This window comes from Streptomyces sp. BBFR25 (assembly GCF_044590125.1).
Lineage (GTDB): Bacteria > Actinomycetota > Actinomycetes > Streptomycetales > Streptomycetaceae > Streptomyces > Streptomyces canus_D.
The window spans coordinates 5,028,969-5,050,851 of the sequence record NZ_CP172447.1 but is presented as its reverse complement, the minus strand read 5'-3'; the positions used below and the strand labels follow the sequence as shown (position 1 = coordinate 5,050,851).

General features: G+C 71.6%; 24 protein-coding genes. 6 read left to right on the top strand and 18 right to left on the bottom strand.

What is annotated here, in order from left to right:
- Nucleotides 1–125: 125 nt before the first annotated feature.
- The 3 genes from tsaE to alr form a co-directional block, all read right to left on the bottom strand.
- Nucleotides 126–686, bottom strand: coding sequence for a tRNA (adenosine(37)-N6)-threonylcarbamoyltransferase complex ATPase subunit type 1 TsaE (gene tsaE, locus ACGH52_RS23220; RefSeq protein WP_399942011.1), 561 nt, complete (start codon nucleotides 684–686; stop codon nucleotides 126–128).
- Nucleotides 652–1,911, bottom strand: a complete 1,260-nt coding sequence (locus ACGH52_RS23215; protein ID WP_171987349.1) for an alpha/beta fold hydrolase — start codon at nucleotides 1,909–1,911, stop codon at nucleotides 652–654. Before ACGH52_RS23215 ends, tsaE begins: the two co-directional genes overlap by 35 nt.
- 103 nt (nucleotides 1,912–2,014) lie before the next feature.
- A complete protein-coding gene (gene alr / locus ACGH52_RS23210) occupies nucleotides 2,015–3,184 on the bottom strand; it encodes an alanine racemase (RefSeq protein WP_059300043.1) in 1,170 nt (389 codons plus the stop codon).
- Nucleotides 3,185–3,246: 62 nt separating this feature from the next.
- Between alr and ACGH52_RS23205 the strand changes: the two genes are divergently transcribed.
- Entirely contained in the window at nucleotides 3,247–3,618 is a 372-nt protein-coding gene (locus tag ACGH52_RS23205; protein ID WP_059300042.1) for a holo-ACP synthase, read from the top strand.
- A 44-nt stretch (nucleotides 3,619–3,662) separates the two neighbouring features.
- Here ACGH52_RS23205 and ACGH52_RS23200 read toward each other — a convergent pair whose 3' ends face one another.
- Nucleotides 3,663–4,340, bottom strand: a complete 678-nt coding sequence (locus ACGH52_RS23200; protein ID WP_399942007.1) for a helix-turn-helix domain-containing protein — start codon at nucleotides 4,338–4,340, stop codon at nucleotides 3,663–3,665.
- Nucleotides 4,341–4,419: 79 nt separating this feature from the next.
- Here ACGH52_RS23200 and ACGH52_RS23195 point away from each other — a divergent pair, with 79 nt between their 5' ends.
- The gene (locus ACGH52_RS23195; protein ID WP_399942005.1) at nucleotides 4,420–5,886 is read left to right on the top strand and encodes an NAD(P)H-hydrate dehydratase; all 1,467 of its coding nucleotides are present in this window, start codon (nucleotides 4,420–4,422) and stop codon (nucleotides 5,884–5,886) included.
- A 40-nt stretch (nucleotides 5,887–5,926) separates the two neighbouring features.
- Nucleotides 5,927–6,394 carry an ASCH domain-containing protein gene (locus tag ACGH52_RS23190; protein ID WP_399942003.1) on the top strand — a complete coding sequence of 156 codons (468 nt, stop codon included), beginning with the start codon at nucleotides 5,927–5,929 and terminating at the stop codon, nucleotides 6,392–6,394.
- Nucleotides 6,395–6,409: 15 nt separating this feature from the next.
- Here ACGH52_RS23190 and glmS read toward each other — a convergent pair whose 3' ends face one another.
- Together glmS and ACGH52_RS23180 are read right to left on the bottom strand one after the other, a co-directional pair.
- Entirely contained in the window at nucleotides 6,410–8,260 is a 1,851-nt protein-coding gene (gene glmS, locus ACGH52_RS23185; protein ID WP_399942000.1) for a glutamine--fructose-6-phosphate transaminase (isomerizing), read from the bottom strand.
- 113 nt (nucleotides 8,261–8,373) lie between these two features.
- Nucleotides 8,374–9,180, bottom strand: coding sequence for a hypothetical protein (locus tag ACGH52_RS23180; RefSeq protein ID WP_076975868.1), 807 nt, complete (start codon nucleotides 9,178–9,180; stop codon nucleotides 8,374–8,376).
- Nucleotides 9,181–9,417: 237 nt separating this feature from the next.
- Here ACGH52_RS23180 and coaA point away from each other — a divergent pair, with 237 nt between their 5' ends.
- Both coaA and ACGH52_RS23170 read left to right on the top strand, forming a co-directional pair.
- Complete coding sequence (gene coaA, locus ACGH52_RS23175) at nucleotides 9,418–10,407, top strand: type I pantothenate kinase (protein ID WP_399941996.1); 990 nt, start codon at nucleotides 9,418–9,420, stop codon at nucleotides 10,405–10,407.
- Between the two features lie 44 nt (nucleotides 10,408–10,451).
- Nucleotides 10,452–11,402, top strand: coding sequence for a DUF389 domain-containing protein (locus tag ACGH52_RS23170; RefSeq protein ID WP_121701285.1), 951 nt, complete (start codon nucleotides 10,452–10,454; stop codon nucleotides 11,400–11,402).
- Between the two features lie 125 nt (nucleotides 11,403–11,527).
- Here the strand turns inward: ACGH52_RS23170 and glmM are convergent, their stop codons facing one another.
- From glmM to ACGH52_RS23150, 4 genes are all read right to left on the bottom strand, one after another.
- On the bottom strand, nucleotides 11,528–12,886 hold the full coding sequence (glmM, locus tag ACGH52_RS23165; RefSeq protein ID WP_076975866.1) for a phosphoglucosamine mutase: 1,359 nt from the start codon (nucleotides 12,884–12,886) through the stop codon (nucleotides 11,528–11,530).
- Between the two features lie 224 nt (nucleotides 12,887–13,110).
- On the bottom strand, nucleotides 13,111–13,623 hold the full coding sequence (rpsI, locus tag ACGH52_RS23160; RefSeq protein ID WP_052839842.1) for a 30S ribosomal protein S9: 513 nt from the start codon (nucleotides 13,621–13,623) through the stop codon (nucleotides 13,111–13,113).
- 42 nt (nucleotides 13,624–13,665) lie between these two features.
- On the bottom strand, nucleotides 13,666–14,109 hold the full coding sequence (rplM, locus tag ACGH52_RS23155) for a 50S ribosomal protein L13 (RefSeq protein WP_031041507.1): 444 nt from the start codon (nucleotides 14,107–14,109) through the stop codon (nucleotides 13,666–13,668).
- Nucleotides 14,110–14,317: 208 nt separating this feature from the next.
- Nucleotides 14,318–15,523 carry a glycosyltransferase 87 family protein gene (locus ACGH52_RS23150; RefSeq protein ID WP_399941991.1) on the bottom strand — a complete coding sequence of 402 codons (1,206 nt, stop codon included), beginning with the start codon at nucleotides 15,521–15,523 and terminating at the stop codon, nucleotides 14,318–14,320.
- A 74-nt stretch (nucleotides 15,524–15,597) separates the two neighbouring features.
- Here ACGH52_RS23150 and ACGH52_RS23145 point away from each other — a divergent pair, with 74 nt between their 5' ends.
- A complete protein-coding gene (locus ACGH52_RS23145) occupies nucleotides 15,598–16,518 on the top strand; it encodes a hypothetical protein (RefSeq protein WP_399941988.1) in 921 nt (306 codons plus the stop codon).
- Nucleotides 16,519–16,536: 18 nt separating this feature from the next.
- On the opposite strand, the gene truA is transcribed toward ACGH52_RS23145, so the two are convergent.
- The 8 genes from truA to map all read right to left on the bottom strand — a co-directional run bounded on the left by truA (nucleotide 16,537) and on the right by map (nucleotide 21,831).
- A complete protein-coding gene (gene truA / locus ACGH52_RS23140) occupies nucleotides 16,537–17,391 on the bottom strand; it encodes a tRNA pseudouridine(38-40) synthase TruA (protein WP_399941985.1) in 855 nt (284 codons plus the stop codon).
- Nucleotides 17,392–17,531: 140 nt separating this feature from the next.
- Nucleotides 17,532–18,035, bottom strand: coding sequence for a 50S ribosomal protein L17 (gene rplQ, locus ACGH52_RS23135; RefSeq protein WP_059300031.1), 504 nt, complete (start codon nucleotides 18,033–18,035; stop codon nucleotides 17,532–17,534).
- Nucleotides 18,036–18,204: 169 nt separating this feature from the next.
- Nucleotides 18,205–19,227: a DNA-directed RNA polymerase subunit alpha gene (locus ACGH52_RS23130; protein WP_003966937.1), complete on the bottom strand. Its 1,023-nt coding sequence runs from the start codon at nucleotides 19,225–19,227 to the stop codon at nucleotides 18,205–18,207.
- 132 nt (nucleotides 19,228–19,359) lie between these two features.
- Nucleotides 19,360–19,764 carry a 30S ribosomal protein S11 gene (gene rpsK / locus ACGH52_RS23125; RefSeq protein ID WP_003948617.1) on the bottom strand — a complete coding sequence of 135 codons (405 nt, stop codon included), beginning with the start codon at nucleotides 19,762–19,764 and terminating at the stop codon, nucleotides 19,360–19,362.
- 64 nt (nucleotides 19,765–19,828) lie between these two features.
- Nucleotides 19,829–20,209 (bottom strand): 30S ribosomal protein S13, encoded by a 381-nt coding sequence (rpsM, locus tag ACGH52_RS23120; protein WP_003974244.1) that lies wholly within the window; start codon nucleotides 20,207–20,209, stop codon nucleotides 19,829–19,831.
- A gap of 221 nt (nucleotides 20,210–20,430) precedes the next feature.
- A complete protein-coding gene (rpmJ, locus tag ACGH52_RS23115; RefSeq protein WP_003974245.1) occupies nucleotides 20,431–20,544 on the bottom strand; it encodes a 50S ribosomal protein L36 in 114 nt (37 codons plus the stop codon).
- A 68-nt stretch (nucleotides 20,545–20,612) separates the two neighbouring features.
- Nucleotides 20,613–20,834 (bottom strand): translation initiation factor IF-1, encoded by a 222-nt coding sequence (gene infA / locus ACGH52_RS23110; protein WP_003948620.1) that lies wholly within the window; start codon nucleotides 20,832–20,834, stop codon nucleotides 20,613–20,615.
- Between the two features lie 160 nt (nucleotides 20,835–20,994).
- Nucleotides 20,995–21,831, bottom strand: a complete 837-nt coding sequence (gene map, locus ACGH52_RS23105; RefSeq protein ID WP_399941982.1) for a type I methionyl aminopeptidase — start codon at nucleotides 21,829–21,831, stop codon at nucleotides 20,995–20,997.
- Nucleotides 21,832–21,883 lie beyond the last annotated feature (52 nt).

The window sequence follows — 21,883 nt, the reverse complement described above, 5'->3', positions numbered from 1 at the left end:
GGCGGGCGCAGTAAGGCATGCCTAACTACGGACTGAGTACCATGTGACCACGTGCGAGTCCCCCGGCGCAATCTTTTGCCGACGTCCTGTCGGAAAATCCCGCGGGACGGGCCTGGCCGGGCGGCTCAGCCGGCGAGGACGCCCACGTCCGCCGTGGCCCAGCGCTCGCCGAGGCCGGTCACGGTCACGTGCCGCACCTCGTCGGTGGTGTCGCCGACGGCCCGGTCGATCCGGACCCGCAGCCGGTCCTCGGTCAGCTCCTCGACCTTGCCCTCGCCCCACTCGACCACGATCACCGAGTCGGACAGGGAGACGTCGAGGTCGAGGTCCTCCATCTCGTCCAGGCCGCCGGACAGCCGGTAGGCGTCCACGTGGACGAGCGGCGGACCGTCGCCGAGCGGCGGGTGCACGCGGGCGATCACGAAGGTCGGGGAGGTCACGGCACCCCGCACGTCGAGGCCCTCGCCGAGCCCTCGGGTCAGCGTCGTCTTGCCCGCGCCCAGCTCCCCGCTGAGCATCACCAGGTCACCGGCGCGCAGCAGCCCCGCGAGCCTGCGGCCCAGTTCCCGCATCTGCTCGGGCGAGGTGACGGTGATCTCGACGCCGGGGGACGCGACGCCGGGGGACGGGGCGGAGGAGGGACCGGAGGGCTCAGCCGGGCCCTGCGCTGCTGCTGGTGCTTCCATAGCCGTCAACGGTAGCCGCTGTCGGCACGGCGCCCGCGCGGGCGAGCAGGTCGGCGAGGCGGTCGGTGACCAGCTCGGGGTGTTCCAGCATCACCAGGTGCCCCGCGTCGGGGACGAGCACCAGCTCGGCGTCCGGCAGCAGCCCGGCGATCGCCTCGCTGTGCTCGCTCGGCGTCACCAGGTCCCGCACCCCGGCCAGGACCAGGACCGGGAGGTCGGCGAAGTGGGCCAGCGCCTCGGTCTTGTCGTGGTCGTTGAAGGCCGGGTAGTACTCGGCGACGACGTCGATCGGCGTCGACTCGATCATCCGCTCGGCGAACCGAGCCACGGCCGGGTCCACGTCCCGGGACGCGAACGAGTACCGCTTGATGATCCCGGCGAACAGGTCCGCCGTCGCCCGCCGTCCTCGCTCCACCAGCTCGGCCCGCTGCCCCAGCGCCTTGAGCACGCCCGGCAGCACCCGCCGCACCGCGTTGACACCGGCCACCGGAAGCCCGAAGTTGACCTCGCCGAGCTGCCCGGACGACGTACCGACGAGGGCGACGGCGACGACGCGCTCCCGTATCAGCTCGGGGAAGGCGTCGGCCAGCGCCATCACGGTCATGCCGCCCATGGAGTGCCCGACCAGCACGATCGGGCCCTCGGGTGCGGCGGCGTCGATCACGGCCTTCAGGTCGCGGCCCAGCTCGTCGATGCTGACCGGCCGGTCGTCGCGCGTCTGGGACACGCCCCGCCCGGACCGGCCGTGGCTGCGCTGGTCCCAGTAGACGGTGCGGACGACGCCCCTGAGAGCCTCCCGCTGGAAGTGCCAGGAGTCCTGGTTGAGGCAGTAGCCGTGGCTGAAGACGACCGTGACGGGCGCGGGCGCCTTGCGGCCGAACAGCCGCCTGCGGCGCGGTGCGCGGTCGGCCCCGGCCTCCGGGTCGAGGTCGTCGACCTCGTAGTACAGCTCGGTGCCGTCCTCGGCGTACGCCCTGCCGGGGGTGCCACGCAGTCCGCCGTACGGGCCCGCCGAGTCGAGGGCGAGGCGGGCCTTGCGGCGCATCCCGCGGCCGACGGTGAGCCGTTCTATCGCCACGCCGGCCGCGGCGCCCGCCGCGACCACGCCTATCGCGACCCCGGCGACGCCGGTCGCCCGGCGCCAGCCGCCGACGGCGGCCTCGGTGGCGGCCTCCGTGGCGGAGGCGACGGCCGCCGCGACGGCCTCCCCGCTGCGCTCGCTCACGTACACCGCTCCTCTTCGCCTGGTTCGCCCGCCGCACCGGGCCGTTGTGCGCCTACCCGCCGCCGATCGCAGTTTCACCTGGACGCGCGTCGGTACGGACCGGTCACTCGTTGACGTAGACGCGCGGAACGCGGCTTCCGATCCGGGTGACGATCTCGTACGCGATGGTGCCCGCCGCCTGGGCCCAGTCCTCGGCGGTGGGCTCGCCGCGGTCGCCGGGCCCGAACAGCACCGCCTCGGCGCCCGGCTCGGGCCGGTCCCCGCCCAGGTCGACGACGAACTGGTCCATCGCGATCCGCCCCGCGACCGTGCGCCACTTGCCGTCGACCAGGACAGGGCCGGTGGAGGAGGCGTGCCGCGGGACGCCGTCCCCGTAGCCGAGCGGGACGAGGCCGAGGGTGGTCTCGCCGGGGGTGGTGTAGTGGTGCCCGTAGCTGACGCCGTGGCCGCCGGGGACCTGCTTGACCAGGGCCAGCGAGGCGGCCAGCGTCATCACGGGGCGCAGTCCGAAGTCGGCCGGGGTGCCGATCTCGGGGCTGGGCGAGACGCCGTACATCGCGATGCCGGGCCGTACGAGGTCGAAGTGGGCGTCGGGGAGGGTGAGGGTGGCCGGCGAGTTGGCGATGTGCCGCACCTCGGGGCGCAGGCCCTGACCTTCGGCGTACGCCGTCATCTCCCGGAAGCGGGTGAGCTGCGCGGCGATGGAGGGGTGACCGGGCTCGTCGGCGCAGGCGAAGTGGGACCAGAGCCCGGTGACCCGCAGCAGCCCCTCTCCCTCGGCGCGCAGGGCGGCCGCGACCAGTTCCTCCCAGTCCGCGCCGGGCTGGCAGCCGCCCCGGCCGAGCCCGGTGTCGGCCTTGAGCTGCACGCGCGCGGGTACCCCGGCCGCCCGGGCCGCCCCGACGACCTCCTCCATGGCCCACATGGCGCCGACGGAGACGTCGAGGCGGGCCTCGACGGCCTCCCGCCAGGGCCCGCCGGGGGTCCACAGCCAGCACATGACGCGTATGCCGTCCGGCAGTCCGGCCTCCGCCGCGCGCAGGGCGAGGGCCTCCTGCGGGGTGGCGGTGCCGAGCCAGGTCGCGCCGGCCTCGACGGCGGCGCGGGCGCAGGGGACGGCGCCGTGGCCGTAGGCGTCCGCCTTGACGACGGCCATGAGGGCCGCGCCGGGGGCCCGTTCGCGCAGGGCGCGGACGTTGGCCCGCAGGGCGGCCAGGTCGATCTCGGCCCGGGCGCGCAGTACCGCGTCCCGCCGAGCAGCTGTCTCACTCATCGTGCCCCCAGTCTCTCAGAGCACCCGGCCGCCCCCGTCCCGCAGTGGTTAGGGTGCCGGTCATGAGCATCATCGGGGTCGGGATCGACGTGGCCGAGGTCGAGCGGTTCGGGGCGTCGCTGGAGCGCACACCGGCCATGGCGGGGCGGCTCTTCCGGGAGAGCGAGTTGCTGCTGCCCAGCGGTGAACGCCGGGGCATCGCCTCGCTCGCCGCCCGCTTCGCGGCGAAGGAGGCGCTGGCCAAGGCGCTGGGCGCACCGGCGGGACTGCTGTGGACGGACGCCGAGGTGTACGTGGAGGACAGCGGGCAGCCACGGCTGCGGGTCACCGGGACGGTGGCGGCGCGGGCGGCGGAACTGGGCGTGGCGTCATGGCACGTCTCCCTGAGCCACGACGCGGGAATCGCGTCGGCGGTGGTGATCGCGGAGGGCTAGGACCTGCCCGGCGGACCAGAACGCGGGAGGGCCGAAAAGGGCGGCTACGGCCGGTCGGGGGCTTCCTGACCTGCGCCCGGGGTGTGATCCGCCCTACGGTCCCCGGGAACCGGCTGGTCGGGGGACGGGCGGACCCGGATGTGCATGCGTTCGCCCTGGGCGCCGTACAGGGCGATCCACTCGACGGGCTGGTCCCCGGCGTTGGCGATGCCGTGCGGGACGCGGGTGTCGAACTCCGCCGTCTCCCCCGCCGTCAGGATCAGGTCGTGGTCCCCGAGGGCGAGGAGCAGGCGGCCGGAGAGGACGTAGAGCCACTCGTGGCCCTCGTGCGACCCCTGTTCGGGGCGGGGCGTCCACGCGGTCCGTGGGGTGGCGGGGGCGGGGAGGATCTGCTTGTAGGCGTGCAGGCCGTCGTTCGGGTTCCGGGTGAGCGGGACCCACGTCTGCCCGTGCCGGGTGAAGGGCCGGGGATGCACGCGGGGGTCGCCGGTGCGCGAGCCGACGAGTTCGTCCAGGGGCAGCCGGTGCGCCCGGGCCAGCGGCAGCAGGTGCCGCAGCCCCGGCTCGCGCTGCCCCGACTCCAGCCGGGACAGGGTGCTCACGGAGATGCCGGTGACCGCGGCGAGCTGGGCCAGCGTCAGCCCGCGGGCCTGCCGGATGGCGCGCAGCCGTGCCCCGAGCGAGGTCATCACCTGTGCCGTCTCCTCGTCACCGCCGCTCATGGGACAACTGTCCCCCATCGTGGATTCCGGAGACCGGCGGGCCGTGCGTGTTCCCGGCGCAGGGGGAAGACTCGACGGCATGCGGACTGCGTACAGCGTGGAAACGGTCAGGAACGCCGAACGGGAGCTGATGGCCCGGCTGCCGGAGGGGGCGCTGATGCAACGGGCCGCGGCCGGGCTGGCCGCCGCCTGCGCCCAGGTGCTGGCCCGGGTGGCCGGGCGGGTCTACGGCAGCCGGGTGGTGCTGCTGGTCGGCAGCGGTGACAACGGCGGCGACGCCCTGTACGCGGGCGCGCGGCTGGCCCGGCGGGGCGCGGGCGTGACGGCGGTGCTGCTCGCGCCGGACCGGGCGCACGGCGGCGGCCTGGCGGCGCTGCGGCGGGCCGGTGGGCGGATCGCGGCGGGCGGGGCCTCCGGTGCCGCCGGGGAGTCGATCGCGCGGGCCGACCTGGTCCTGGACGGCATCGTCGGGATCGGCGGCAAGGGCGGGCTGCGGGAGGCGGCGGTGCCGCTGGCGGACGCGGCCGCGCGGTCCCGGGCCGCCGTCGTCGCCGTCGACCTGCCGAGCGGCGTCGACGCGGACACGGGCCAGGTGCGGGGGGACGCGGTCCGCGCCGACCTGACGGTGACGTTCGGGACGCACAAGCCGGGGCTGCTGATCGATCCGGCGCGGGAGTACGCGGGTGCGGTGCGGCTGGTGGACATCGGTCTGCCGCTGCCCGCCGAGGCGGCCGAACTGGAGGCGTTGCAGCACGCGGACGCGGCACGCCTGCTGCCGGTTCCGGCGGCGGAGAGCGACAAGTACCGGCGCGGAGTCGTGGGCATCGCCGCCGGGTCGGCCCGCTACCCGGGCGCGGCCGTGCTCGCCGTCGCGGGCGCGCTGCGGGGCGGGGCCGGGGCGGTGCGGTACGTCGGCCCGGCCGGGGACGCGGTGATCGCCCGCTTCCCGGAGACGCTCGTGTCCGACGAGGGGCCGAAGCGGGCGGGGCGGGTGCAGGCGTGGGTGGTCGGACCGGGCGCCGGTGACGACGCGGCGACGGTGGCGGAGGTGTTGGCTGCCGAGGTGCCGGTGCTGATCGACGCGGACGGGCTGCGGCTGGCCGACGCGGACGCGGTACGGGCGCGCACGGCACCGACGCTGATGACCCCGCACGCCGGGGAGGCGGCGGCGCTGCTCGGGGTGGGCCGGGAGGAGGTCGAGGGGTCCCGGCTGGCCTCGGTGCGCGAACTGGCGGCGCGGTACGGGGCGACGGTGCTGCTGAAGGGCTCGACGACCCTGGTGGCCAGTGCGAAGGGCGGCCCCGTCCGGGTCAACGCGACGGGGACCTCGTGGCTCGCCACGGCCGGCAGCGGGGACGTGCTGTCCGGCCTGGCGGGGTCGCTGCTCGCGGCGGGCCTGTCGGCGCTGGACGCGGGGAGCGTGGGCGCGTACCTGCACGGCCTGGCGGGACGGTTCGCGACGGAGGGCGCGCCGGCGGGGGCGCACGACGTGGCCGAGGCGATCCCGCGGGCCTGGCGGGACGTGCGGGGGACGCGGGAGGACTGAACCGGGGGGTCCGGGCACGGGCCCCGAGTACGGTGATCACATGACCTCCGCACCGGACCCGACCCCGGCCCTCTCGGGCCTCGACTCGTTCCCCAAGGCCGAGTTCGGCTTCCCCGGCCCGCTGCGCGACCGGCTCGTCGCGGCGGTCCTCGACGGTTCGAAGACCACCACGACCGGGCTGGTCGCCGACTACGCGCACGAGGGCGAGCCGCTGCCGCGGGCCGGGCGCCGCGAGGCCGTCGTCGACTCGCGCGGACTGCCCGTCGCCGTGATCGAGGTGACGGAGGTGCGCGTCGTCCCGCTCGCCGACGTGGACCTCGCCCACGCGGTCGACGAGGGCGAGGGGTACACGAGCGTGGCCGCGTGGCGTGCGGAGCACGAGCGGTTCTGGCACGGCGAGGAGATGCGCGCGGCGCTGGACGACCCGGAGTTCACGGTGGACGACACGACACCGGCGGTCCTGGAACGCTTCCGGGTCGTCACCGTGCTGCCCGCCACGGGCCGCTGAGGAACCGTCGCGGACCTATTCCACCGTCACCGACTTCGCCAGGTTCCGCGGCTGGTCCACCTCGTTGCCGCGGGCCGTCGCCAGTTCGCAGGCGAAGACCTGCAACGGCACCGTGGCCACCAGGGGTTGCAGCAGCGTCGGCGTGGCCGGGATCCGGACGAGGTGGTCGGCGTAGGGGACGACCGCCTCGTCGCCCTCCTCGGCGATGACGATCGTGCGGGCGCCGCGGGCGCGGATCTCCTGGATGTTGGACACGATCTTGTCGTGCAGGATCGACCGGCCGCGCGGGGACGGCACCACGACCACGACCGGCAGATCCTCCTCGATCAGCGCGATCGGCCCGTGCTTCAGCTCGCCCGCCGCGAAGCCCTCGGCGTGCATGTACGCCAACTCCTTGAGCTTGAGGGCGCCTTCGAGGGCGACGGGGTGGCCGACGTGCCGGCCCAGGAAGAGCACCGTGTTCTTGTGGGCGAGGGAGCGCGCCAGTTCCCGCACGGGGTCCATGGTCCCCAGCACCCGTTCGACCGCGTCGGAGATGCCGGACAGGTCGCGAACGACGTCGCCGATCTCGTCGCCGTACTTCGTGCCGCGCACCTGGCCCAGGTACAGGGCGACCAGGTAGCAGGCGACGAGCTGGGTGAGGAAGGCCTTGGTGGAGGCGACGGCGACCTCGGGGCCCGCGTGGGTGTAGAGCACGGCGTCGGACTCGCGGGGGATCGTCGAGCCGTTGGTGTTGCAGATGGCGAGGACCCGGGCGCCCTGTTCGCGGGCGTGGCGCAGGGCCATGAGGGTGTCCATGGTCTCGCCGGACTGGGAGATCGCGACGACCAGGGTCTGCTGGTCGAGGATCGGGTCGCGGTAGCGGAACTCGCTGGCCAGCTCCACCTCGCAGGGGATCCGCGTCCAGTGCTCGATGGCGTACTTGGCGATCAGTCCGGCGTGGAAGGCCGTACCGCAGGCGACGACGACGACCTTGTCGACCTCCCGGAGCACCCCGGCGGGGATGCGCACCTCGTCCAGGCTCAGCGTGCCGGAGCCGTCGATACGGCCGAGGAGGGTGTCGGCGACGGCCTTCGGCTGCTCGGCGATCTCCTTGAGCATGAAGGAGGCGTAGCCGGACTTCTCGGCGGCCGAGGCGTCCCAGTCGACGTGGTAGGAGCGGACCTCGGCCGGGGTGCCGTCGAAGGCGGTGACGCTGACGCCCTCGTCCCGGCGCAGTTCGACGACCTGGTCCTGGCCCAGCTCGACGGCGTCCCGGGTGTGGGCGATGAAGGCCGCGACGTCCGAGGCGAGGAAGTACTCGCCCTCCCCCACGCCCACCACGAGCGGCGAGTTGCGGCGCGCGCCCACCACCACGTCCGGCACGTCCGCGTGCACCGCGACCAGGGTGAACGCCCCCTCCAGCCGCCGGCACACCAGCCGCATCGCCTCGGCGAGGTCGGCGCAGGCCGAGTACTCCTCGGCGAGCAGGTGGGCGACGACCTCGGTGTCGGTCTCCGAGCCCAGCGCGTGGCCGCGCTCCGCCAGCTCGGCCCGCAGCGGCGCGAAGTTCTCGATGATGCCGTTGTGGACCACGGCCACCCGGCCCGCGTTGTCGAGGTGCGGGTGGGCGTTGGCGTCGGTGGGTCCGCCGTGGGTGGCCCAGCGGGTGTGGCCGATGCCGGTGGCGGCGGACGGCAGCGGGTGTTCGGACAGTTCCTTGTCGAGGTTGACGAGCTTGCCGGCCCGCTTGGCGGTGGCGAGGCCGCCGTCGGCGAGCACGGCGACGCCCGCCGAGTCGTACCCCCGGTATTCGAGCCGCTTGAGTCCGGCCATCACGACATCGAGTGCCGACTGAGGCCCTACGTATCCCACGATTCCGCACATAAGCGGCAGCCTACGAGCAGGATCGGCGCGGCGGCGGCCGCACAGCGGGCTCGTTGTGCCCGAAATCGGAAATTCCCACCCGGGTGGCGAACGCCGTCCGCACACCCCGGGCGTCAGCCGAGCTTGGCGACCTGCGCGTCGACGACCTCGGACGGAACCTTGAATTCCGCTCCGGTCATCATCGAGGAGAGGTTGACGGCGCTGAAGGTGGCGAGGGTGGCGCCCTTGCGGACCACGACGAGCTTCATGAGCCCGTCGGTCTCCCCGCCGGTGGCCACCCCGATGTTGACGGTCAGCCCTTCGTCACCGGACTTGAGGCGATCCAAGCCGCTCACCTCGGTGACCCGCATCTTGTCGCTGCCCACGGTGGCCTCGAAGCCGCCCGCGCACTTCTCGACGGCCGCCTTCAGACCCGCCATCGCCTGCTCGGCGCCGCCGTCCGCGTAGGAGGCGACGTTCAGCATGATCTTGTTCACGTCGATGTCGGTCATGTCCTGGCCGTCCGGGCCCTTGCTCTTGGAGGGCGACTCCGACTGGCCCTGCCAGGAGCGTTGCACGTCCGCCGCCGGCTCGCCCTGGGCCACCGCGCCCTGGACGTGGACGAGCGGCACGCAGGCCTCGTTGTCCGCCGAGATCTGGTCCTTGGCCACCTGGTCGTCCGCCGACAGTTCGGTGGCGACCTCGCCGTTCTTGACGTCGGCCTGGGCCAGGGCGACCTTCTCCAGTTCGGCGGCGGTCAGCGCCTTGCCCGCGGGTGCGGACGCTCCGGCGCCCTCCGCCGAAGCGGACTGCTCCGTCTTCGCCGTCTCCTCCCCGGCCGCGCCGTCGTCGTCGGACGACCCGCCGCAGGCGGTGACGAGCAGGGCCAGGGCGGCGGCGGAGGCGGCGAGGGCGGTACGGCGGACAGCGGTCGAACTCACGTCTGCACTCTTTCGTCGGGAGGCGAAGGGGACCGAAGGGTCAGGTGATGTCGGATTGCGCCGGATTCTGTCGAGTCGTGTCGCGACTGAGGTGCGAATCCGGTCGACTTTGCCCGCACCTTACCTACGGCAATCGCACGTACGATCGAAATCGGCCAGCCGAGACCCGACCGTGATCTCGCCGGGGCGTGACGCACCCCACCTGCCGCCCCGTTCGTACTCCGTTAACAATGGACTGTGATCTCTCCGGTCCCCTCGATCCCCCGGAGCCCCCACCGGCATCGGCCGGAGGCGACTCCCTACGTCGACCTCACCCGCCCCGAGTGGAGCGCGCTGCGCGACAAGACGCCGCAGCCGCTGACCGCCGAGGAGGTCGAGAAGCTGCGCGGCCTCGGCGACGTCATCGACCTCGACGAGGTGCGGGACATCTACCTCCCGCTCTCCCGGCTGCTCAACCTCTACGTCGGCGCCACCGACGGCCTGCGCGGCGCGCTGAACACCTTCCTCGGCGAGCAGGGCTCCCAGTCCGGCACCCCCTTCGTCATAGGGGTCGCCGGTTCGGTCGCGGTCGGCAAGTCCACCGTCGCCCGCCTGCTCCAGGCGCTGCTGTCCCGCTGGCCCGAGCATCCGCGCGTAGAACTGGTGACGACCGACGGCTTCCTGCTGCCGACGCGGGAGCTGGAGGCGCGGGGCCTGATGTCGCGGAAAGGTTTCCCCGAGTCGTACGACCGCCGGGCGCTGACCCGGTTCGTCGCCGACATCAAGGCGGGCAAGGCGGAGGTGACCGCTCCGGTCTACTCCCACCTGATCTACGACATCGTCCCGGACCAGCGGCTCGTGGTCCGCCGCCCCGACATCCTGATCGTCGAGGGCCTGAACGTGCTCCAGCCCGCGCTGCCCGGCAAGGACGGCCGCACCAGGGTCGGACTCGCCGACTACTTCGACTTCAGCGTGTACGTCGACGCGCGCACCGAGGACATCGAGCGCTGGTACCTCAACCGCTTCCGCAAGCTGCGCGCGACCGCCTTCCAGAACCCGTCCTCGTACTTCCGCAAGTACACGCAGGTCTCCGAGGAGGAGGCCCTCGACTACGCCCGGACCACCTGGCGCACCATCAACAAGCCCAACCTGGTGGAGAACGTGGCCCCCACCCGGGGCCGGGCCACCCTGGTGCTGCGCAAGGGCCCCGACCACAAGGTGCAGCGCCTGAGCCTGCGCAAGCTGTGAGGCGGGCGGTGCGTGCGGGGCGGGCGGCGCGATAGAAATACCGGATGCTGCATCTGCGCCTGATCACACCGGCCGACCGCACCGACGAGGTGGTCCGCCTGATCGACCGTACGGTCGGCACCACCCATCTCGTCGTCCTGCCGGGTGCCGCCCGGGAACCCGAGGGCGACGTGGTCATGTGCGACGTGGCCCGCGAGGCCGGTGACGAACTCATCAACGGCCTGCGGGCGTTGGGCATCGACAACTGCGGCGCCATCACCGCCGAGAACATCGACCTGTCGCTGTCCGAGCGCGCCGACCAGGCGGAACGGGACGCGCCCGGCGAGGCCGCCGACGCGGTGCTGTGGGAGCAGCTGGAGGAGGCGACGCACGAGGAGTCGACGCTCTCCATCACCTACGTCGCCTTCATCACGATCGCCACGATGATCGCCGCCTGCGGTGTCGTCCTCGACAACGCGATCCTGATCGTGGGCGCGATGGCGGTCGGCCCGGAGTTCGGCCCGCTGGCCGGCATCTGCACGGCGATCGTCCAGCGGGCCCCCCGCCTCGCCCTGCGCTCGGCGATCGCCCTACTGGTGGGCTTCGCCGTGGCCATGGCGGTGACGGTGGGCTTCAGCTGGCTCATGGCCGCCCTCGACCTGTTCAGCGAGAGCAAACTGGAGGGCGACCGCCCCAACACCGGCTTCGTCTACGCCCCCGACGCCTTCTCCTTCGTGGTGGCGGTCCTGGCCGGCATCGCGGGCACGCTGTCCCTCACCTCGGCGAAGTCGGGCGCGCTGGTGGGCGTCGCCATCTCCGTCACCACGGTCCCGGCGGCCGCGAACGCCGCCGTCGCCCTGAGCTTCGGCGACACCGGCCAGACGGTGGGCTCCACCGAACAACTCCTGCTCAACCTGGCAGGCATCGTGGTAGCCGGAACGCTCACGCTCCTGACCCAGAAGGCACTCTGGTCAACCCAACGAGGCCGACTGACCAAACCTGACAACGCCGGGTGAGGAAACCCGCCCTAGGGGCGCGGGGCTCTGCTGATTTGCGGCTCCACCGCGCGGACGCGACAAGCCACGACGAACCGGCAGCCCGCGACACACAGCACCCCCTCCCCCGAACCCAGCACCAAGAACTACCCCAGCGCCGACTTCACCGAATCGGCCAACCGCCCCGCCACAGCCCGAGCCTGCTCAATATCGGCAGCCTCCACCATCACCCGCACAAGCGGCTCCGTCCCGGAGGAACGCAACAGCACCCGCCCGGTGCTCCCCAGCTCCCGCTCCGCCTCGGACACCGCCGCGGCCAGCTCGGCAGAGGTGCCCACCCGCGACTTGTCCACGTCCGGCACATTCACCAGCACCTGCGGCAGCCGCTCCATCACGGACGCGAGGTCCCGCAGCGTACGGCCGGTCTGCGCGACCCGCGCCGCCAGCATCAGGCCGGTCAGCGTGCCGTCCCCCGTCGTGGCGTGGTCCAGGATGATGACGTGCCCGGACTGCTCGCCGCCGAGCGCGTAGCCGTGCTCCTTCATCTCCTCCAGCACGTACCGGTCGCCGACCCCGGTCTGCACGAACCGGATGCCCTCGCGCTCCATGGCCAGCTTGAAGCCCAGGTTGGACATGACGGTCGCGACGACGGTGTCCGAGCGCAGCGCCTCCCGCTCCCGCATCGCGAGCGCGAGCACGGCGAGGATCTGGTCGCCGTCGACCTCCGCACCGGTGTGGTCCACGGCCAGGCAGCGGTCGGCGTCGCCGTCGTGGGCGATGCCGAGGTCGGCGCCGTGCTCGACGACGGCGGCCTTGAGCAGGTCGAGGTGGGTGGAGCCGCAGCCGTCGTTGATGTTGAGGCCGTCGGGCACCGCGCCGATGGTGACCAGTTCGGCACCGGCCCGCGCGAAGGCCTCCGGGGAGACCCGGGAGGCCGCGCCGTGCGCCTCGTCGAGGACGATCTTCAGTCCGTCGAGGCGGTTGGGGAGCACGCCGACGAGGTGGGCGACGTACTGGTCGAGCCCCTCGTCGTAGTCCCGGACGCGGCCGACCCCGGCGCCGGTCGGGCGGTCCCAGGGGGCGCCGGTGCGGTGCTCGGCGTAGACGGACTCGATACGGTCCTCCAGCTCGTCGGCGAGCTTGTGGCCGCCGCGGGCGAAGAACTTGATGCCGTTGTCGGGCATGGCGTTGTGGCTGGCGGACAGCATCACGCCGAGGTCGGCGCCGAGCGCGCCGGTGAGGTGGGCCACCGCGGGCGTCGGCAGCACGCCGACCCGCAGCACGTCCACGCCGGCGCTGGCCAGGCCCGCGACCACCGCGGCCTCCAGGAACTCCCCCGAGGCGCGTGGGTCCCGGCCGACCACCGCGGTCGCCCGGTGCCCGGCGAAGGTGCCCGCCTCCGCCAGTACGTGCGCCGCCGCAACGGAGAGACCGAGCGCCAGCTCGGCCGTCAGATCCGCGTTGGCGACACCGCGCACGCCGTCCGTGCCGAAGAGTCGTCCCACTTGTCCTCCTGAGGAAACGTCAATTCCGGAAGCGGCTGCCGATGAGTGCGGCCCACGCAGTCGGCTCCCGAAGACCCGGGCACGCATCGCCCGACGAACGATCACATAAGCCTTAGAACGTCTTGTGCCGTTATACGCCCAACGGCAGGGATAAACGAATGCCCCGGCAGCACAGTGGCGTGCCGCCGGGGCGTTCGGAGTACAGCCGGACCAGCCGGTACGACTTAGCGCTTGCTGTACTGCGGAGCCTTGCGGGCCTTCTTCAGACCGGCCTTCTTCCGCTCGACCGCACGGTCGTCGCGGCGCAGGAAGCCGGCCTTCTTGAGGGCGCCGCGGTTGTTGTCCACGTCGGCCTCGTTCAGGGCGCGGGCGACACCGAGACGGAGCGCACCGGCCTGGCCGGAGACGCCGCCACCCGCGATGCGGGCGATGATGTCGTAACGGCCCTCGAGCTCGAGCACCTTGAAGGGCTCGTTGACTTCCTGCTGGTGCACCTTGTTCGGGAAGTAGTCCTCGAGGGTGCGGCCGTTGATCTTCCACTTGCCGGTGCCCGGGACGATCCGGACACGGGCGATGGCGTTCTTGCGACGGCCCAGGCCGGCGGCCGGCTGGGGCTCGCCGAAGGCGGAGGCCATGGACTCCGAGGTGTACTCGCCCTCGACGGGCACCTCGGACTCGGTGGTGTAGCTGTCGATGTCGATCTCTTCGAGCGGCTGCTCGGCAGTGGTCTCGGCCACGATTCTCCTCAGATTCTCTTCAGTCTTAGGGGGTGGCCGGAACTACTGCGCGACCTGGGTGATCTCGAACGGCTGCGGCTGCTGCGCGCCGTGCGGGTGCTGGTCACCCTTGTAGACCTTCAGCTTCGAGAGCATCTGACGGCCCAGGGAGTTCTTCGGGAGCATGCCCTTGACGGCCTTCTCGATGGCCTTCTCCGGGTTCTTGTCGAGCAGCTCGTCGTAGCGCACGGAGCGCAGGCCGCCCGGGTAGCCGGAGTGGCGGTACGCCATCTTCTGGGTCCGCTTGTTGCCGGAGAGGTGCACCTTGTCGGCGTTGATGATGATGACGAAGTCACCGGTGTCGACGTGGGGCGCGTAGATCGGCTTGTGCTTGCCGCGCAGGATGGAGGCCGTGGTGGAGGCCAGACGCCCCAGGACGACGTCCTGAGCGTCGATGACGTGCCACTGGCGCGTCACATCGCCGGGCTTGGGGCTGTACGTACGCACGGTTCGTAGCCTTCGCTTCTTCAGTGAGTGGTCCTGACATTGGTCACCGAAGACGATCACGACAGCCCTGACCGCACCGCGGTGACGCATACCGCGTGCAGGTCGCTGGTCATCGGTCCCGGTGGACCGGTGTAAGGGCCCCTCACGTGAGAATGAGCAAGCCAATACACATACGACTGTGCAGAATACCCGGGCCCCGGCGGCCGGGTCAAAACGGGGCCGCGGGAGCCCGCTCCGGCTCCGGCGCCCGCCCCTGGGGAAGGCGGTCGCCCGCGCCCGTCGGACCGGTCCCGGCCTGCCGGGCGACCGCCACCGCCAGCACGCACAGGGTGAACGCGTCCCGGAAGGCCCGCCGCCGCTCCCCCTCCAGCCAGGGCCAGGTCAGGCCGGGTGCCTGGGGCACCAGGGCGATCCAGAACCACACCCCGCGGGCCACCGAACCGGCGTACGGCAGCCCGGCGAGCAGCAGCGGCAGGGCGACCAGGAGGTAGTGGTCGTAGGACGGCCGGGAGACGAGGAAGGCCGAGAGCATCAGCCCCGCGCCGGTCTCCGCGAGCCGCAGCGGGCCGGGGTCGGCGCGCCGCCAGCGCCGGTACGCGCAGAGCACCCCGGCCCCGGCGGCCGCCACCGCGAGCCCCTGCGCGAGCGCCGGTGGCACCCCGAGCCGGGGCAGTACGGCCGCCGGGGAGGCCTCGTAGAGCCGGACGAAGCCGTCGTCGCCGTGCAGCAGGAAGGGCAGGGTGCGGGTGAAGAAGCCCGCCGGGTCGGGCATCGCCAGGGCCGCCGCGGCGGAGGCCAGCGCGGGCACCAGGACGGCCGCCGCCAGCGCCCGCCACCGCCCGGCGAAGAGGAAGAGCAGCACGACCGGCGCCAGCAGCGGCTTGAGCGCCACGGCCGCCCCGATGACGGCCCCCGCCCCCGTCCAGCGCCCCCGGCTCGCCAGCAGCAGGGCCAGCGGCAGCGCCACCGTCGCCGTCACCGTCCAGTTGCCGAGCCGCACCAGGTGCCCGAACGGCGCGAAACCCAGCGCGATCCCGGTCAGCCCGAGGACCGCGAGCCGGCTGCCCAGCGGCACCCGGTGCAGCCGCAGCGCGCAGGCCCAGGCCAGGGCCAGCAGGACCGTCACCGCGCACGGCACCAGCACCCGCAGCACGGCCCCGGGCAGCAGTGCCTGCGGGACGGCGGCCAGGACGGCGCTCGGCAGATAGAGGAAGTGCGGATCGTCGTACGGGGAACCGCCCGCCAGCCAGGTGCGGGCGGCCCGCACGACGATCGCGTTGTCCATCCCGCCGTCCGAGGTCACCTGCGCCGCGTGTGCCGCGCAGGCCGCCAGCACGGTCACCAGCACCGCCCAGAGGTGCCCGCCCGCCGGTCGCACCAACCACCCGGAGATGTCGCTTTTGCCCGTCCGCATGAACGGAACGCTAGGCCCTGCGCCGCCCAAGTCCCCGCACCAGCACGCCCCTCGGCCCGTCTAAGATGCGCCCCATGAGCTTTGGGCAGGGGGGACCTCAGTCGCAGTGGGATCCCTGGACACCGCAATCGCAGCAGCCGCAGTCTCAGCAGTCACAGCAACAGCCGTCGCAGCAGCCCTGGAACAGCGGGAACAGTGACAACACTCCGGACTGGGCCGCGCTCGCCGAGGCATCCGAGGCCCGTGCCAAGCGGCGCCGGCTGTTCCTGATCGGCGGCGGCGCGCTGGCCACCGTGGCGATAGCCGGTGCCGTCGCGGTCGCCGTGGTCTCGGCGAACGGCTCCGACCAGGCGTCCGACGGCCCCTCCTCGCAGCTCCCGACGACGGCGGACATACCCAGCGCGACGGCCACCGAGCCGTCCTTCGCCCCGACCAGCGCCCCGCCCCCGCTGGACCCGAAGGACTTCGTCTCCAGCGTCAAGAAGGACAAGGCCCCGCTCAGCCCGGACCTGCTCTTCCCCGGGACCCAGCTGACCATGGGCGAGACGGTCTACAAGAAGGGCCCGACGGCCGACACCCGCACCTGCGGCTCCGCCGCCCAGGGCACCCTGCCGAAGGTCCTCGACACCAACAAGTGCACGCGCCTGATCCGGGTCACCTACACCCAGGGCGACACCGCCGTGACGGTCGGCGTGGCCGTCTTCGACAGCGAGGCACAGGCCGTGAAGGCGAAGAAGGACGCCGACAAGAAGAGCATCGTGCGCTCCCTGTCCGGCGGCGGCGTGAAGTCCTTCTGCACCGGCGCCGTCTGCCGCTCCACCACCAACTCCTACGGCCGCTACGCCTACTTCACCGTCGCCGGGTTCACCAACGGCAAGGACGTCACGGAGAAGTCCACCGGTGTGTTCCGGGCCGGCGACGACCTGGCCGAGTTCGCCTTCCGGCAGATCCGCCGGCGCGGTGAGGCCCAGGCGTCCGCGGCGGCGGAGGGCTGACGGCCCACCGCCCCCCGTTCAGCAGCAGCCGGCTCCCGGCAGCGACCGCTTGTTGCGCGCCTCCTTGTTCCGGGCGGCCAGCAGCTCGTCGGCCGGGTAGCCGACCTCCTCGAGCGTCAGCCCGTGCGGCCGTACGACGTGCACGGCCGAGTCCCGTACGCCCGCGGCCAGCACCTTCGCCGGCCAGTCGGACCCGCGGTGCCCGTCACCGACGAACAGCAGCGCCCCGATCAGCGAGCGCACCATGTTGTGGCAGAAGGCGTCGGCCCGCACGGTGGCGGTGATGATCCCGTCCTCGCCCCGCACGAGACTCAGCTCCTGCAGCGTCCGGATGGTGGTGGCCCCCTCCCGCTTCTTGCAGTAGGCGGCGAAGTCGTGCTCGCCCAGCAGCCCCCGGGCGGCCTCGTTCATGGCGTCCACGTCGAGCGGCCAGTCGTGCCACAGGACGTGTCCGCGCAGCAGCGGGTCGACGCCGCCGGGGTTGTCGGTGACCCGGTACGCGTAGCGCCGCCAGACCGCCGAGAAACGCGCGTTGAAGCCGCTCGGCGCCTCCCGGAGCGCCCACACCCGTACGTCCCTGGGCAGCCGTCCCGCGAGCCGCTTGAGCAGCTTCACGTGGTGCTCGGCCCACACCTCGCGCGGCAGGTCGACGTGCGCCACCTGCCCCCGCGCGTGCACCCCGGAGTCGGTCCGCCCCGCCACGGTCAGCTCGTACGTCTCCCGCGACCGCGTCACGGTCCGCAACGCGTCCTCGATCTCCCCCTGCACGGTCCGCCGCCCCCCGGCCTGCTTGGCCCACCCGGAGAACTCACTCCCGTCATACGAGAGATCCAGCCGCACCCGCACAAACCCGGCCTCAACTTCGTCACTCACCCAGAGATCCTCTCACCCACACGAAAGCGGGCCCGCCCCTCGAAAGGAACGGGCCCGCAAACACCCTCAAGGGGCGCGGGGAACTGCGCGAACAACCACGACGAAGCCGCAGCCGCAATCACACAGCCCCCGGCAGACGCTTACGCGTCCTTGGACTCCTCGGCGGGAGCCTCGTCGGCCTTGGCCGTGTCGACCTTGGCCTCGGAAACCTCGGCGGAGCCCTCCGCGTCCTTGGCGGCACGCTTGGTGGCCGCCTCGGCCTCACCCGTGGCCTGCTGCGCCACGGTCAGCGCCTCGACCAGCTCGATGACGGCCATGGGCGCGTTGTCGCCACGACGGTTACCGATCTTGGTGATCCGGGTGTAGCCACCGGGACGGTTCTCGTAGCGCGGGCCGATCTCGGTGAAGAGCGTGTGGACGACGCTCTTGTCCGTGATCACCTGGAGCACCTGACGGCGGTTGTGAAGGTCGCCCTTCTTCGCCTTGGTGACCAGACGCTCGGCGTACGGACGCAGCCTGCGCGCCTTCGCCTCGGTGGTCGTGATCTTGCCGTGCTCGAAGAGCGACTTCGCGAGGTTCGCGAGGAGCAGCTTCTCGTGCGCGGCGCTGCCGCCCAGACGGGCACCCTTGGCGGGCTTCGGCATGATGTCTCTCCTAGGTGTCTGCCCCGGCCGTATCAGGTACCGAGGTCAGTATCCGAGCAGGCGGTCGCCTGTCGGAGATCCGGGGCACCTTTTCAAGCGCCCCGGAGGACCCGCGCCCCAAAGGGGCGCGGGGAACTGCGCGACCAGCCACAGCCGACCGGCAGCCGAATCAGTACTGCTCGGTCTCCACGAAACCGGCGTCCGCGTCGTCGTCCGCACCGAACGCGTCGGCCGCGGCGGTCGGGTCGAACCCGGGAGGCGAGTCCTTGAGCGCGAGGCCCATGCCGGCCAGCTTCGCCTTGACCTCGTCGATCGACTTCGCACCGAAGTTGCGGATGTCGAGCAGATCGGCCTCGGACCGAGCCACCAGCTCACCCACGGAGTGGATGCCCTCGCGCTTGAGGCAGTTGTACGACCGAACGGTGAGCTCCAGCTCCTCGATCGGCAGCGCCAGATCGGCGGCGAGCGCGGCGTCCGTCGGGGACGGACCCATGTCGATGCCCTCGGCGTCGATGTTCAGCTCGCGGGCGAGACCGAACAGCTCGACCAGCGTCTTGCCGGCCGACGCCATGGCGTCACGCGGACGCATGGCCTGCTTGGTCTCGACGTCGACGATCAGCTTGTCGAAGTCGGTGCGCTGCTCGACACGCGTGGCCTCGACCTTGTAGGTGACCTTGAGGACCGGCGAGTAGATCGAGTCGACCGGGATGCGCCCGATCTCCTGACCGACCTGCTTGTTCTGCACGGCGGAGACGTAGCCGCGACCGCGCTCGACGGTCAGCTCCATCTCCAGCTTGCCCTTGCCGTTGAGCGTGGCGAGGACGAGGTCGGGGTTGTGCACCTCGACACCGGCCGGGGGCGCGATGTCGGCGGCGGTGACCAGACCCGGGCCCTGCTTGCGCAGGTACATCACGACCGGCTCGTCGTGCTCCGAGGAGACGACCAGCTGCTTGATGTTGAGGATCAGGTCGGTCACGTCCTCCTTGACGCCCGGCACGGTGGTGAACTCGTGCAGGACACCGTCGATGCGGATGCTGGTGACAGCAGCGCCGGGGATCGACGAGAGGAGGGTGCGGCGGAGGGAGTTGCCGAGGGTGTAGCCGAAGCCCGGCTCCAGCGGCTCGATGACGAACCGGGAGCGGAACTCGTCGACGACCTCTTCGGTCAACGAGGGACGCTGAGCGATCAGCATGTGGTGATCCTTCAGTCAGGGGCGCCCGCTATTTGACGCCCGACTAGTACTGCAAGGGTACGGGCGATACGACCCGAAAGAGCCGTACCGCCCGGAAACCCTGGTGAAGCGATGCCTGGTCGACCGCGAGGGTCAGACGCGACGACGCTTCGGCGGACGGCAGCCGTTGTGCGGGGTCGGCGTAACGTCCTGGATGGAGCCGACCTCGAGGCCGGTCGCCTGCAGGGAGCGGATGGCGGTCTCACGACCGGAACCCGGGCCCTTGACGAACACGTCGACCTTGCGCATGCCGTGCTCCTGCGCGCGACGGGCAGCCGACTCGGCGGCCATCTGCGCGGCGAACGGCGTGGACTTCCGGGAGCCCTTGAAGCCGACGTGGCCGGCGGAGGCCCAGGAGATCACGTTGCCGGTCGGGTCCGTGATGGACACGATCGTGTTGTTGAACGTGCTCTTGATGTGCGCGTGGCCGTGAGCGACGTTCTTCTTTTCCTTGCGGCGCACCTTCTTGGCAGCGCCCTGACGTCCCTTGGGGGGCATGTCGTTCTCCTACGGGAGGTGGTCGGTCCTACAGCGAAGACCGCTGAAAAGCGTCCGCTGAGGACTACTTCTTGCCCGGCTTCTTCTTACCGGCGATGGCGCGACGCGGACCCTTGCGGGTACGAGCGTTGGTGCTGGTGCGCTGACCGCGAACGGGCAGACCGCGACGGTGACGGAGACCCTGGTAGGTACCGATCTCGACCTTGCGGCGGATGTCGGCCTGGACCTCGCGACGGAGGTCACCCTCGGTCTTGATGTTGTTGTCGACGTACTCGCGGATCGCGACGAGCTGCTCCTCGGAGAGGTCCCGAACACGGGTGTTCGGGTCCACGCCGGTGGCGGCGAGCGTCTGCTGCGAGAGGGTCCGGCCGATGCCGAACACGTAGGTGAGGGCGATCTCCACGCGCTTTTCGCGCGGGATGTCAACACCGGAAACGCGTGCCATTCAATGGCTCCAGTTGGTTGTCGGAGGTCTTCCACAGGACCGTCCCCCGGCCGCCGGCACCTTCACGCTGTTCAAAAGACACAGCCAAAGGCTTGGTACGGCTCGGGTCCCCGGCCTCCGAACCGGGGGTGTCGGACGATCGCTCGTCCGGGTCCTGCGTATGAACATGTTCAGCTCGCGTCGCGCGAAGTCATGCGAATCGCGGAGGGAACGGTCGTGCGTCAGCCCTGGCGCTGCTTGTGGCGCGGGTTGTCGCAGATGACCATGACCCGACCGTGACGGCGGATCACCCTGCACTTGTCGCAGATCTTCTTGACGCTCGGCTTGACCTTCATGGGTGTGAGGTTCTCCGGGTCAGTTGCCGGCGGACCCGCGCGCGGAACGCACGGGACGTGGGCAAGATCTACTTGTACCGGTAGACGATCCGGCCACGCGTCAGGTCGTACGGAGACAGCTCCACCACGACCCGGTCGTCAGGGAGGATGCGGATGTAGTGCATGCGCATCTTGCCGCTGATGTGTGCCAGGACCTGGTGGCCGTTCTGGAGCTCCACCTTGAACATGGCGTTCGGAAGAGACTCGACGACAGTGCCTTCGATCTCGATGGCACCTTGCTTCTTGGCCACGCTTCGCCCTTCGAATCGACTACCTTGATCGACTCCGGCGCACCCTTTATGTCGCCCTTCAACATTCAAGGGCATACGTGTGCACGAGAGCCGACGAGTCAGTCTACGTCAGCAACCCCGGAAAGGCGAAACGAGGAAGTCTGCCCCGGATACGAGATCGTTATGCAAGGGGGTCCGGCGCCGCCGTGATCCCCAGCTCCGCCAGCTTGGCCTTGCCCCCGTCGGGGGCCGTCAGGACCAGGGGGCCCTGCTCGGTCAGGGCCACCGAGTGCTCCCAGTGGGAGGACCAGGTGCCGTCGGTGGTGATGACCGTCCACTCGTCCGACAGGACCTCCGTGCGGGGGGTGCCCAGGGAGACCATCGGCTCGATGGCGAGGCAGAAGCCGGGGACGAGCTTCGGGCCCTTGCCGCGGCGGCGGTCGACGTAGTTCAGCAGGTGCGGGTCCATGTGCATCTCGGTGCCGATGCCGTGGCCGCCGTATTCCTCGATGATCCCGTACTTGCCGCCGCCGGGCTTGGGCTGGCGGCGGATGTAGTTCTCGATGGCGCGGGAGACGTCCACCAGGCGGTTGCCCTGCTTCATGGCCGCGATGCCCGCCCACATCGACTCCTCGGTCACCCGGGACAGCTCGACCAGCTCCGGGGAGTGGCCCGAGCCGACGAAGGCCGTGTAGGCGGCGTCGCCGTGCCAGCCGTCGATGATCGCGCCGCAGTCGATGGAGATGACGTCGCCGTCCTTGAGGACCACGTCGTCGGACGGGATGCCGTGGACGACGACCTCGTTCACGGACGTGCAAATGGTGGCCGGGAAGCCGCCGTAACCGAGGAAGTTCGGCTTCGCGTCGTGCTCCGCGAGGACCTTGCGGGCGACCTGGTCCAGGTCCCTGGTCGTGGCGCCGGGCACGGCGGCCTCACGCGTGGCCGCGTGGATGGCGGCGACGACCAGCCCCGCTTCGCGCATCTTGGCGATCTGCTCGGGGTTCTTGATCTGCACCATGGGGGCTGCGGCCTTTCTGGACTGGACCGGAGAAGGGGAGGACGGGGAGGAA